The sequence below is a fragment of the Comamonas sp. SY3 genome, assembly GCF_041730275.1.
Classification (GTDB): domain Bacteria; phylum Pseudomonadota; class Gammaproteobacteria; order Burkholderiales; family Burkholderiaceae_C; genus Comamonas; species Comamonas sediminis.
Genome location: NZ_JBGTYN010000018.1, coordinates 65,722 through 78,592, shown reverse-complemented (window position 1 = coordinate 78,592; position 12,871 = coordinate 65,722). Strand labels below are relative to the sequence as shown.

The 12,871-nt window shown below is 63.6% G+C and carries 9 protein-coding genes and 1 tRNA gene; 5 read left to right on the top strand and 5 right to left on the bottom strand.

What is annotated here, in order from left to right; all coding sequences use genetic code 11:
* Positions 1-14: 14 nt before the first annotated feature.
* The 3 genes from ACCQ08_RS19335 to ACCQ08_RS19325 form a co-directional block, all read right to left on the bottom strand.
* Positions 15-91, bottom strand: a tRNA-Val gene (locus tag ACCQ08_RS19335).
* A gap of 83 nt (positions 92-174) precedes the next feature.
* Positions 175-2,415: a bifunctional (p)ppGpp synthetase/guanosine-3',5'-bis(diphosphate) 3'-pyrophosphohydrolase gene (locus tag ACCQ08_RS19330; RefSeq protein ID WP_373450684.1), complete on the bottom strand. Its 2,241-nt coding sequence runs from the start codon at positions 2,413-2,415 to the stop codon at positions 175-177.
* A 36-nt stretch (positions 2,416-2,451) separates the two neighbouring features.
* Positions 2,452-3,387 (bottom strand): alpha/beta hydrolase, encoded by a 936-nt coding sequence (locus ACCQ08_RS19325; RefSeq protein ID WP_312462909.1) that lies wholly within the window; start codon positions 3,385-3,387, stop codon positions 2,452-2,454.
* Positions 3,388-3,500: 113 nt separating this feature from the next.
* Here ACCQ08_RS19325 and ACCQ08_RS19320 point away from each other — a divergent pair, with 113 nt between their 5' ends.
* The 4 genes from ACCQ08_RS19320 to ACCQ08_RS19305 all read left to right on the top strand — a co-directional run bounded on the left by ACCQ08_RS19320 (position 3,501) and on the right by ACCQ08_RS19305 (position 7,524).
* Entirely contained in the window at positions 3,501-4,289 is a 789-nt protein-coding gene (locus ACCQ08_RS19320) for a 3-hydroxybutyrate dehydrogenase (protein ID WP_239808810.1), read from the top strand.
* A gap of 314 nt (positions 4,290-4,603) precedes the next feature.
* Positions 4,604-5,335, top strand: a complete 732-nt coding sequence (gene ompR, locus ACCQ08_RS19315; RefSeq protein WP_021027409.1) for a two-component system response regulator OmpR — start codon at positions 4,604-4,606, stop codon at positions 5,333-5,335.
* Between the two features lie 167 nt (positions 5,336-5,502).
* Positions 5,503-7,020 (top strand): sensor histidine kinase, encoded by a 1,518-nt coding sequence (locus ACCQ08_RS19310; RefSeq protein WP_239808811.1) that lies wholly within the window; start codon positions 5,503-5,505, stop codon positions 7,018-7,020.
* Positions 7,021-7,128: 108 nt separating this feature from the next.
* Positions 7,129-7,524, top strand: coding sequence for a GFA family protein (locus ACCQ08_RS19305; protein ID WP_312415186.1), 396 nt, complete (start codon positions 7,129-7,131; stop codon positions 7,522-7,524).
* A gap of 70 nt (positions 7,525-7,594) precedes the next feature.
* On the opposite strand, the gene ispF is transcribed toward ACCQ08_RS19305, so the two are convergent.
* Together ispF and ACCQ08_RS19295 are read right to left on the bottom strand one after the other, a co-directional pair.
* A complete protein-coding gene (gene ispF, locus ACCQ08_RS19300) occupies positions 7,595-8,098 on the bottom strand; it encodes a 2-C-methyl-D-erythritol 2,4-cyclodiphosphate synthase (RefSeq protein ID WP_373450683.1) in 504 nt (167 codons plus the stop codon).
* Positions 8,099-8,184: 86 nt separating this feature from the next.
* Positions 8,185-9,081 (bottom strand): 2-C-methyl-D-erythritol 4-phosphate cytidylyltransferase, encoded by an 897-nt coding sequence (locus tag ACCQ08_RS19295; RefSeq protein ID WP_373450682.1) that lies wholly within the window; start codon positions 9,079-9,081, stop codon positions 8,185-8,187.
* 258 nt (positions 9,082-9,339) lie between these two features.
* On the opposite strand from ACCQ08_RS19295, the gene mfd reads away from it, so the two are divergent.
* Positions 9,340-12,819 carry a transcription-repair coupling factor gene (mfd, locus tag ACCQ08_RS19290; protein WP_373450681.1) on the top strand — a complete coding sequence of 1,160 codons (3,480 nt, stop codon included), beginning with the start codon at positions 9,340-9,342 and terminating at the stop codon, positions 12,817-12,819.
* Positions 12,820-12,871 lie beyond the last annotated feature (52 nt).

Below are 12,871 nucleotides of genomic sequence, written 5' to 3'. Positions count from 1 at the left end.
TCAGAGGGAAAATTTGGTAGGCGCGATTGGACTCGAACCAACGACCCCCACCATGTCAAGGTGGTGCTCTAACCAGCTGAGCTACGCGCCTGTCGTTGAAGACTCAAATTATAGCCAGAAAAAACGACCCAAATGGAAAGTTGCGGCTTTTTTTGAAAATAGTGCTTTTCGGCCCTATTTCCGGCGCACCGAACGGACGCCCGATACCGTCGCCACAGAGGCCAGCACCTTGGCCAGCTTGCCCGAATCCGAGACCTCCACCGTGAACGTCATCCAGGCCGTGCCCTTGACGGACTGGGTCTGCACACCGATCACATTGGTCTTGTCCCGCGCGAACAACTCGGAGATATCACGCAGCAGGCCCTGGCGGTCGTGGGCCTCCACGGCCACATCCACCGGGTAGACCGCTTCGGCCGAGCGTTGGCCGCTGGTGGGCTGTCCCCATTCCACATCGATACTGCGCTCGGGGTTGCGCGCGCACATCTCGCGGAAGTTGCTGCAATCGTGGCGGTGCACGCTGACCCCTTTGCCGCGCGTGACGAAGCCGCCGATGCGATCGGGCGGCGCGGGCTTGCAGCACTTGGCCAGCTGGGTCATCAGCGAATCGACGCCCACGACCAGCACCCCGCCCTTGCCCGAGCCTTCCGTCGCCTTGCGTGGGCGGCTCAGCACCAGGTCATCGTCGGCCTGCACCGGCTCGGGGGGACGCAGAATGTTCTCAATAGTGCGCAGCGACAGCTCATCCTTGCCCACCACCTCGAACAGCGCCTCTGCCGTCTTGAAGCCCAGCTGATCTGCCAGGTCGTCGTGCTTGAGGGCCGTCTTGCCTTCGCGCTGCAGCAGCTTCTCGACCAGCTCACGGCCACGGCTCACTGTCTCGTGCATCACCTGGGCATTGAACCAGGCACGCACCTTGGCCTTGGCGCGGGAGCTGACCAGGTAGCCCAGCTCGGCATTGAGCCAGTCGCGCGATGGCCGCCCTTCCTTGACGGAAACGATCTCCACCGTCTGCCCGTTTTGCAGAGGCGTGTTGAGCGGCACCATCTGGCCATCGACCTTGGCACCCCGGCAGCGGTGGCCCAGATCGGTGTGGACCGAATAGGCGAAGTCCACCGGGGTGGCGCCCTGGGGCAGCTCGATCACTGCAGCGTTGGGCGTCAGCACATAGATATGGTCGTCAAACAGGCCACTGTCCTGGGTCTGCCCGACCATGTCCTTGCGCCAGGCCAGCAGCTGGCGCAGCACCGCAATCTTGGCGTCATAGTCGCTGGTAGCCGATACACCGGCATAGCCCTTGGTGCCCGCCTCTTTATAGGCCCAATGGGCGGCCACACCGTTTTCCGCATGGTCATGCATGGCCTGGGTGCGGATCTGAATCTCGATGGCCTTGCCATGCTCATCCCGCACCACCGTGTGCAGCGATTGGTAGCCATTGGGTTTGGGCTTGGCAATGTAGTCGTCAAACTCCGACTCCACCGGGCTGAAGGTCTCGTGCACAAAGGAAAGGGCTGCATAGCAGTCCTTGACCGTGGGCACGACGACGCGCAGCGCGCGGATATCGAAAAGCTGGTCAAAGCCCAGCGACTTGCCGCGCATCTTCTTGATGATGCTGTAGATATGTTTGGGGCGTCCTGCCACGGTGGCGCTGATGCTGTGCGCGCGCAGGTCGGATTCGAGCCGCTCGCGCAGCCCCACCATATAGAGCTCACGCTCCACCCGCGTCTCGTCCAGCAGCTTGGCGATCTTCTTGTAGGTGTCAGGCTCCAGAAAGCGGAAAGCCAGGTCCTCCAGCTCCCACTTGATCTGCCAGATACCCAGGCGGTTGGCCAGCGGCGCAAATACCTGCAGGCTTTCGCGCGCCACCGCAGGCGACACAGGCCCCTTGGTGGCCGCATACCAGCGCAAGGTCTGCAGGCGGGATGTCAGGCGCAGCATTACCACACGCAAGTCGCGCGAGAATGCCAGCAGCATCTTGCGAATGTTCTCGGTCTGCGTGGCCGGGTCATCGACCAGATGGCCGGCATCGGCCTGGCGCGCCTGGGCCTGCACCTTCATCAGCGCCACGGTTTCTACGGCCAGCACCGCATAGCTTTCACCAAAAGCCTTGCCGATGACTTCGCGCGGCTTGTTGAGCTGCTCGCTGGTGTGCACCAGGTAGGCAGCGGCCTGCATGGCTTCGGAGCCGCCAATATGTTTGAGGATGGCAGCCACGGCATCGGCGTGCTGCAGCGCGTTCTCGCCCGTGTCCAGCGTCTCTTCTGCAATCAGCGGAACAGAGAAGGCCCGGGCCCGCGCCAGAACGTTGTCTTGCATCGGCAGGGCGTTGGCAGTGGCCGCCACCAATGGCGAGACGGGTTCTGGAGGGAGATGTTCCGCGCCGGGCGCGGGCTGAGCGACTGCTGTAAGACTTTTCATGTTGTCACCACCATCACGCCCTGACAGGGACGTGCGCTACGCACCGCATAAAAAAGCCAGCACTGCAGCCGTTTGATCAAAAGATACCAAGGTGGGAGCATGGCCGACACCGGCAAACTCCACCACACGTGCCCGGGGGCCACGTTGCGCCATAGATTGGGCCGTTTGGGCAGAAAGCAAGTCGGAATCTGCGCCACGCAGCACCAGGGTGACGGCATCGATCTGCTCGTACAAACGCCACAGCAGCTGCTCGCCGGCGGCAGCCATCTCCGGCGTCATCGCCTGCATGGGCTGTGCAATGGCCGGGTCGTAATGCAGCCGTACCGCGCCTGCGCCTTCGGGCCGAAGCATCGGGCGCGACAACGCCAGCCACTCCTCATCGCTGTGCGGGCCAAAACCTTTGGACAGCTGGCCCATGGCCGCCACGGCCTCCTGCTCGGAGGCATACAGCATATGCTGCCCCACATAGCTGCCAATGCGCGCCAGTGCCGAGGGCTCGATGGTCGGCCCAACATCATTCAGTACCAGGCGGCGGATGGGTGCAGGCATCAGCGGCCGGATGCTCGGCTCGCCCGCCAGGCCGATGCCGATGAGGCCACCCATGCTGGTGCCGACCCAATCGAGCTTGCCAATGGGTGCTGCGCGGTGCACCTGCTGCAGCATCGCCAGCATGTCGGCCACATACAAGGGCACCTGGTAGCCGGCAGGGTCCTCCAGCCAATCGCTGTAGCCCCGGCCCACGACATCCGGGCAGATCACCCGTGCCTGCAGCGCCAGCTGCCGCGCCAGCACATCAAAATCACGCCCCTGCCGGGTCAGGCCATGGGCGCAGATGATCACATGCGGGTGGTTCAAATCCCCGGTGTCGTTCCACTCCCAATAGGCCATGCGGTGCGTGGCACTCTGGCGACCCGTGTCCGTATTCCCCGCCACCGCACAGGTGACATACTGCAAGCGTGGATCTTGGTACATGGTCCCTCTTATATGGATGAACGCAACGCTACCAGGCAAACCGTGGCTGGGGTTTGCCTTAGGATGGATGCAAGCGTTTGCATGAATACTAACCGAGTAACTGGAGATATTGGATGTTGAAAGCAAAAACAGCGCTCGTCACCGGATCGACGAGCGGTATCGGACTGGGGATTGCCAAGGCGTTGGCGCGCCAGGGTGCCAACATCATCTTGAATGGCTTTGGGGATTCAGAAGGCCCGATCCAGGAAGTACAAGACGTCATCGCCAGCAGCGGCTCGGGCGCGCGGGTCGGCTACCACGGCGCTGACATGAGCAAGGCTGCCGACATCGAGGCCATGTTCGCCTACGCCACCGAGGCCTTCGGCCAGGTGGATATCCTCGTCAACAACGCCGGCATCCAGCATGTGGCGAATGTGCAGGATTTCCCGGTCGAGCGCTGGGATGCCATCATCGCCATCAACCTCACCAGCGCCTTCCACACGAGCCGGTTGGCACTGCCCACGATGCAGAAGTCGGGCTGGGGCCGCATCATCAATATCGCCTCGGTCCATGGCCTCGTGGGCTCGGCCGGCAAATCGGCCTATGTGGCCGCCAAGCATGGCATTGTCGGGCTCACCAAGGTCACCGCCTTGGAGAATGCCGCCAGCGGCATCACCTGCAACGCCATCTGCCCGGGCTGGGTACTCACGCCGCTGGTGCAAAAGCAGGTCGATGCCAAGGCTGCCCAGATGGGTGTCAGCAATGAAGAGGCCAAAAAGCTGCTGCTCGGAGAAAAAGAACCGTCGATGCAGTTCACCACACCTGAAGAACTCGGGGAGCTGGCCGTGTTCTTCTGCTCGCCCGCTGCCAACAATGTGCGCGGCGTGGCCTGGAACATGGATGGAGGCTGGGTCGCGCAATAAAGCAGGATCCGGTCGGGGCGCGAGCCCCCTCACCCAGGCGCGAAGGCGCCTTTTTTTCTGGCCTGGCGCCATCCATGCACCAAACGCATAGTTATGAAACATTTTTGAAATCTGTCGTACCCGGTTCTTTAAAATCAGCAAATTCCTTAAAAAATGCAGGAAAAAGTCGATTTATTGCGTAAGAATGCATCTCCCAGACTGCATATGTAACGCAAACTTTGTAACTTTGGGTCAAAAAAACGTGCTGGATTGCGCACTTTTCACAAAAACCGGTCAAAATGTAAATATTACATATCAACCGGAGGACTCCGCCCATGGTTACTGCCACCAATCGCGTCGACAAAATCTTGGTCGTTGATGACGACGCACGTATCCGCGATCTGCTGCGCCGCTACCTGTCGCACGAAGGCTTTGAAGTCATGATTGCCGAAGATGGCAAAGGCCTGCAACGCATCTTGCTGCGCGAGACGGTGGATCTGATCGTGCTCGATTTGATGATGCCTGGAGAAGACGGCCTGTCCATCTGCCGCCGCCTGCGCGCCAGCAATGACCGCACCCCGATCATCATGCTGACCGCCAAGGGTGAGGATGTCGACCGCATCGTGGGTCTGGAAGTCGGCGCCGATGACTACATCGGCAAGCCCTTCAACCCGCGTGAATTGCTGGCCCGTATCCATGCGGTGCTGCGCCGCCGCCCACCGCAGGAAGCGCCTGGCGCCCCCTCGGGAGAAAATGAAGTGGTGAACTTTGGCCCCTTCACGTTCGACATGAGCACCCGCGTGCTGACCAAGGACGGCGAAGAGTTGCCGCTGACCACCGGCGAGTTCGCGATGCTCAAGACCCTGGTGCGCCACCCGCGCCAGCCGCTGTCGCGTGAAAAGCTCGCGTTGCTGGCGCGTGGCCGTGAGTTCGAGCCCTTTGACCGCAGCCTGGACGTACAGGTATCGCGTCTGCGCAAGCTGGTCGAGGTCGACCCTGCCGCACCGCGCTATATCCAGACCGTCTGGGGCGTGGGCTATGTCTTCGTACCCGATGGCGCCAACTGATTCCTGACCGTCACCCCCCAAAAACCGCCCCAGCCTGGCTGAGAGGCGGTTTTTTTTGGGAGATACCCCCACGCTGGGGCACGGCATGGTGCCACACCGGCTTTACAGCGAAAATACCAGGCAATCCCGGTCTTTATTGATCCGACTCTTCTACACGCACACGGCCCATGGCTCCTACCCCCGTCAACGATCCCGACCAATCCGGCCTGGCCCCGCTGGAAGGCAGCACCACAGCGGCCGCGCACAGCAACAAGCGCACCCGCGTCGGCCTCAATCTCTTCTGGCGCACCTTCTTTCTGCTCGCCATCCTGCTGACGGGCAGCATCCTGGCCTGGGTGCAGACCCTGCGCTCGCTGGAGACGGAACCGCGCGCCATCCAGACAGCCCAGCAGATCGCCTCGCTGGTCAACCTCAGCCGTGCCGCACTGATGCACTCCGATGCCATCGCCCGCGTCTCCCTGGTCAAGACCATGGCGGACCAGGAAGGGGTGCGCATCGTCCCGCGTGAGCCCAAGGACGTTTACGAATCCATCGACAACTCCACCCCGCTGGGCGCGCGCCTGACGCAGGAAGTCACCAAGCGCCTGGGCCCCAGCACCATCGTGGCCAGCAGCGTCAACGGCGAAGAAGGCCTGTGGGTGGGCTTCACCATCGATGGCGACCAAAACTGGTTCCTGATCGAGCCTTCGCGCTTCAACCCGGCCGGCGGCAAAACCTGGCTGGTGTGGGTGCTGACCGCTGCGGCGCTGTCGTTGGCTGGAGCGGCGGTGATTGCCGGCCTCATCAACCGGCCGCTCAAGCAGCTCTCCAGCGCCACCAACCGGCTGCGCGAAGGCGATTTTGCAGCGCAGCTCGATGAAGACGCGGTCACCAGCGAGATCCGCGAGGTGAACATCGGCTTCAACCGCATGAGTGAGCGCCTGTCCAAGCTGGAACAAGACCGCGCGGTGATGCTCGCCGGCATCTCGCACGACCTGCGCACCCCGCTGGCCCGGCTGCGGCTGGAGACCGAGATGAGCGTGTTCGACCAGGTCGCGCGCGAGCACATGGTGGCCGACATCGTGCAGCTCGATGCCACCATCGACAAGTTCCTCGACTACGCCCGCCCCGACCACGCCGCCAAGCTCGCCCCCGTCAATGTCTATGGTGTGGTGTCCTCTTGCGTCTACGCGGTGCAGGACCACCAGGAACTGCAGGTGCACATGAAGGTGCCCGAAGAGCTGATGGTCAACGCCGATGAGATCGAGCTCTCGCGTGTGCTCTCCAACGTCCTGGAAAACGCACGCCGCTATGGCAAGACACCGGGTGCCTCGCACACCCGGGTGGACATCACCGTCAAGTTCAGCGAAAGCACGGTCACCATCCGCATGCGCGACCATGGCCCGGGCGTCTCCAAGGACCAGCTGAGCAGCCTGACCAAGCCGTTTTACCGCGGCGACACCGCGCGCACCGCGGCGGCAGGCGCAGGGCTGGGCCTGTCGATCGTCGAGAAAACCGTGCAACGCATGGGCGGACGTTTGAGCATGGTCAATGCCTCGGACGGCAGCACGGGCCTGGTCACCAGCATATACCTGCGCCGCGCGCCCGACCAGGCGATCGGCAAGGAGCCAAAGCGCCGCCTGCTGCGCCCGCAGATCAAGCGGCATCTGCCAGGCGCGCCGACCAATCTGGCAGATCTGCAGTAAGAAGCGCCCGCCGGCATGGCTTCGCATGCCGGCGGGCACGCAGCGCTGGCACAAAGCGATGTCTGTGCATAGAATGCTGGCACCTCAATGCCTGCCCAAGGAGTTGACATGCAAGCCCAGTGCCTTTGCGGTGCAGTCCATGTGACCGCACCGACCGTACAAGATGTCCATGTATGCCATTGCAGCATGTGCAGACGCTGGGGTGAGGGCCCCGCCTTTACGCTGCATGGCGGCACCGAGGTGGAGCTGACCGGTCCCGTTGCCCGCTATGCCTCGTCTCCCTGGGCCGAGCGCGCCTTTTGCAGCCATTGCGGCACGCACCTGTTCTACCGCCTGCTGGCCACCAACGAACATTTTCTGTCGGCCGGCCTATTCCAGGATGAGGATGGCCTGCAGCTGTCGGCGCAGATTTTCATCGACGAAAAACCGGCCTATTACGACCTGGCCAACGACACGCCCAAGCTCACCGGGGCGCAAGTCCTGGCGCAGTACGAAGAGAGCTGAGAAGGCGCCTTCACAGCGGCCACGATGACCGCCTCTGGCAGGGCGTCATCCTTTCAAGGCAGCCGTTTGCTCAGCCCTGCTCGCCAGCCGCACGCACCAGCAGCACCACCGCACGCGCCTCCATGGCCGCGCCCTGGCCCACCGGGCCCATCTTTTCTGCCGTCTTGGCTTTCACATTGACCTGGGACTCATCAACACCCAAGGTCTTCGCAATATTGGCGCGCATCGCCGGTATGTGCGGCGCCAGCTTGGGCGCCTGGGCGATCACGGTGCTGTCGACATTGTTGACCTGCCAGCCCTTGGCGGCCACGCGGTGCATGGCCTCAGCCAGCAGCACCGCCGAATCGGCGCCCCGGAAAGCAGCATCGGTATCGGGAAAATGCGATCCGATATCGCCCATGCCAGCGGCTCCCACCAAGGCATCGGTGATCGCATGCAGCAGCACATCGGCATCCGAGTGGCCCAGCAGGCCCGTGGTGTGCGGCACCTTGATGCCACCCAAAACCAAGTCGCGCCCGGGCACCAGCGCATGAATATCCCAACCCTCACCAATGCGCATTTGCAGCATTTGCATCCCTTATCTCGTCCATCTACATCACCCCGCGGTGCAAGCCACTGCCAAACCCTCACGCGAGGGTTTGGCAACGCATCACCGGGGAATCACTCAAACAGTGCGGCCACCTGGCTGTCCCCGCTGGCCATGCGCTGCAGCAGCAAGGCTTCGGCCAGCGCAAAGTCATCGGGAAAGGTGACCTTGAAGTTGAAACTGCTGCCCGGCACCAGGCGGGGCTGCAAGCCCAGCGCCTCGATGGCACTGGCCTCATCGGTCACATCGTTGCAACGCTCCAGCGCTTCAAGCAGCGTACCGATGCGGAACATCTGCGGCGTCTGCGCCAGCCATTTGTCCACCCGTGGCAAGGTGCTGCTGACCCGGCTTTGGCCATGGACATCGGTGGCAGCGGCCTTGAGTGTATCGGGCAATGGCAGTGCCAGCAGGCCACCCACCTCATCGGCCGCACATTCCTGCATCAGCTGTTCGATCTGGCCGGGCTTGATCAGGCAGCGCGCCGCGTCATGCACCAGCACCCAGTCATGGGGCTGGGCACCCAGGCCCGAGTCACCCAGCAAGCTGCGCAGGCCGCCGGCCACCGTATCGGCCCGGCTCGGGCCACCGCAGGGGCTGATCGCAAAGCCTGGCCGCTGGTAACGCTGCAAAAAGTCATCGCCGGGGCTGACACCCACCAGCACGCCCGACAGCGGCTTGGCCGCAATGAAGGCGGCCAAGGTGTGCAACACCAGCGGCCAACCTGCCACCTCCTGGTATTGCTTGGGCACATGGGCCGGTCGGTTGGCATCCACCGCCCGGGCACCCACGCCGGCACAGGGCAAAAAGGCCCAGAACCTGGCCACCACCTCCTGCCGCATCTGGCCCAGCGCCTGGGTCTGGGCACCCGGGTCTGCGGGCGGCACCGTTGCGGGCACCGTCAGCGGCGCAGCCACGTCGGGTGCGGCCCTGGGTACAGCAGGGATCAATTCGTTGCGGACGGTCTGGTTCATGGGGGTATTTTAGAATGCAGAGGTCGCATGGGGCTGTCAGCCAGACCCGTGATGGAGGGTTCCGCTGCAAAAGAGGCCTTGCGCCTCCACCCGGTCCGCACCCCTGGCTTGGGGCGTGGATTCAGCAGCAGAACCCTGGAAATTTTTAGAACTTGGTGTGGTCAGGTGCGCCCGTTGGGCGCGCTTGGCTTTGATAGGCCCAGGCGCGGCATGCCGCCCCGGGCTGTAGTCCGTCTATGGACTGGTTGTAGACCCCCTATGGAACTCCCCAAACTCACCGCCGGAAAACGTTTTCAGCTGCCCATGCCCCCCGGCAGCGCCGATGCCTTGCTGCTCGCCACCTTGGCCACGCGGGAGGCGGCCGGCCAGCGCGTCACCGCGATCATCACCGCCGATGCGGGCGACGCCCACCGTCTGCAGGATGAGCTGGCTTTTTTCGCACCTGAGCTGCGCGTGGCCCTGTTCCCCGACTGGGAAACCCTGCCCTATGACACCTTCTCGCCGCACCAGGACCTGATCAGCGAGCGGCTGGCGGCGCTGTGGCGCATCAGCCAGGGCGAGGCCGATGTGGTGCTGATCCCCGCCACCACGGCGCTGTACCGCCTGGCGCCCCCCTCCTTCCTGGCGGGCTATACCTTTGCATTCAAGGCCGGGCAAAAGCTGGATGAGGCGCGCCTCAAGGCCCAGCTCACGCTGGCGGGCTACAACCATGTCTCCCAGGTGGTGAGCCATGGCGAATACTCAGTGCGCGGCGGTTTGATCGATCTCTACCCGATGGGCTCGCTCGTGCCCTACCGGGTCGACCTGTTCGATGACGAGATCGATTCCATCCGCACCTTTGACCCCGACACCCAGCGCAGCCTCTACCCGGTCAAGGATGTGCGCCTGCTGCCCGGGCGTGAGTTCCCGATGGACGACGAGGCCCGCGCGCGCTTTCGCAACAAGTGGCGCGAGATGCTCGAAGGCGACCCCACGAAGAGCCGCATCTACAAGGACATGGGCAACGGCGTGGCCACGGCCGGCATCGAGTACTACCTGCCGCTGTTCTTTGACGAGACCGCGACCGTGTTCGACTACCTGGGCAGCCAGGCCACCGTGGTGCTGCATGGCGATATCGAGCCGGCCTTCCAGCGCTTTTGGCAAGACACGCGCGACCGCTACCGGCTGGTGCAGGGCGACCCGGAACGCCCGGTGCTGCCGCCCGACAGCCTGTTCCTGAGCCCCGACCAGTTCTACGCCACCGCCAAGCAGATGGCCCAGCTGTCGCTGCGGCCGCAATTGGAAGATGTGGAGCACAGCGCCATCTTCCAGAAGCTGGGCGATCTGGCCGTGGTCCGCGGCGCCGAAGACCCGCTGGCCAAGCTGCAGCAGCACATTGCCCAGCGCCAGGCCCGTACCTTGCTGCTGGCCGAAAGCGATGGCCGGCGCGAGAGCCTGCTCGACTTCTTCCGTGCCAGCGGCCTCAACCCGCCGGCCTTTGACTCGCTGGCCGAGTTCCAGCAGACCACCGACGAGCCCGTCGGCATCGCCACCGCTGCGCTGGCCAAGGGCTTTCGCTGGGCCGAGCAAGGCATTGACTTTGTCACCGAGACCGAGCTGTTCGCCGCCACCGGCGGTGCGCGCCGCAAGCGCCGCCAGGAGCAGGCCAGCGATGTCGAGGCGCTGATCAAGGATTTGTCCGAGCTGAAGGTCGGCGACCCGGTCGTCCATGCCCAGCACGGCATCGGCCGCTACCATGGCCTGATCAACATGGATGTGGGCCAGAAGAACCCCGATGGCACACCGGCACTGCAAGAGTTCCTGCACCTGGAATATGCCGACAAGGCCGTGCTCTATGTGCCAGTCAGCCAGCTCGCGCAGATCAGCCGCTACACCGGCGTATCGGCCGAAGAGGCCCCCCTGCACAAGCTGGGTAGCGGCCAGTGGGAAAAAGCGCGCCGCAAGGCCGCCGAGCAGGTACGCGACACTGCTGCCGAGCTGCTCAACATCTACGCGCGCCGCGCGGCCCGCGAAGGCCATGCCTTCCGCTACAGCCCGCAGGACTATGAACAGTTCGCCAACGACTTCGGCTTTGAGGAAACCGCCGACCAGCGCGCTGCCATCCATGCGGTGATCCAGGACATGATCTCGCCCCAGCCCATGGACCGCCTGGTCTGCGGCGATGTCGGCTTTGGCAAGACCGAAGTCGCCTTGCGGGCTGCCTTTGTGGCGGTCACCGGCGGCAAGCAGGTGGCCCTGCTCGCCCCCACTACCTTGCTGGCCGAGCAGCACTACCAGACCCTGGCCGACCGCTTCTCCAAGTGGCCGATCAAGGTGGCGCTGGTGTCGCGCTTTCGCTCGGGCAAGGAGGTCAGCACGACCATCAAGGGCCTGGACGACGGCACCGTCGACATCGTCGTCGGCACCCACAAGCTGCTGTCCGAAAAAACCCAGTTCAAGAACCTGGGCCTGCTGATCATCGATGAAGAGCACCGCTTTGGCGTGCGCCACAAAGAGGCGATGAAGGCCATGCGTGCCGAGGTCGATGTGCTGACCTTGACGGCCACCCCGATCCCGCGCACCATGGGCATGGCGCTCGATGGCCTGCGCGATCTGTCGGTGATCGCCACCGCGCCGCAGCGCCGCCTGGCGATTAAGACCTTTGTGCGCAGCGAAGGCACCGGCGTGATCCGCGAAGCCGTGCTGCGCGAGCTCAAGCGGGGCGGGCAGTGCTACTTTCTGCACAACGAGGTCGAGACCATCGAGAACCGCCGCCAGAAGCTCGAAGAGATCCTGCCCGAAGCCCGCATTGCCGTCGCCCACGGCCAGATGCCCGAGCGTGAGCTCGAACGCGTGATGCGCGACTTTGTGGCCCAGCGCTACAACATCCTGCTGTGCTCGACCATCATCGAGACCGGCATCGACGTGCCCAGCGCCAACACCATCATCATCAGCCGCGCCGACAAGTTTGGTCTGGCGCAGTTGCACCAGCTGCGCGGCCGCGTGGGCCGCAGCTACCACCAGGCCTATGCCTATCTGATGGTGCCCGACCTGGACGGCCTGACCAAGCAGGCCGCGCAACGCCTCGAAGCCATCCAGCAGATGGAGGAGCTGGGCAGCGGCTTTTACCTGGCCATGCATGACCTGGAAATCCGGGGCGCCGGCGAAGTGCTGGGCGACAACCAGAGCGGCAACATGATGGAGATCGGCTATCAACTCTACAACGAGATGCTGTCCGAGGCCGTGCGCAGCCTGAAGGAAGGCAAGGAGCCCGACCTGCTCAGCCCCCTGTCTGCTGCCACCGACATCAACCTGCATGCCCCCGCGCTGCTGCCCAACGACTACTGCGGCGATGTGCACCTGCGCCTGTCGTTCTACAAAAAGCTGGCAACCGCCAAGACCAGCGACCAGATCGACAACCTGCTCGAAGAGATCGTGGACCGCTTCGGCAAGCTGCCGCCGCAGGGCCAGACCTTGGTCGATGTGCACCGCCTGCGCGTGCTGTGCGAACCCTTTGGTGTGCAGAAGGTCGATGCCGCGCCCGGCGTGATCAACATCACCTTCTACCCCAACCCGCCGATCGAGCCGATGACCATCATCAGCCTGATCCAGAAGAACAAGGCCATCAAGCTGGCCGGCAACGACAAGCTGCGCATCGAGCGCGCCCTGCCCGAGGTCAAGGACCGCGTGCAGATGGTGCGCGATGTGGTGCGCAGCCTGGGCAAGCCGGTGGCGGCAGCCGCTGCGGCTACGGCCTGAGCGGCCTGTCTGAACCCGCCCGTTTATCATTCCTCCTACTCTCACCCCTGTA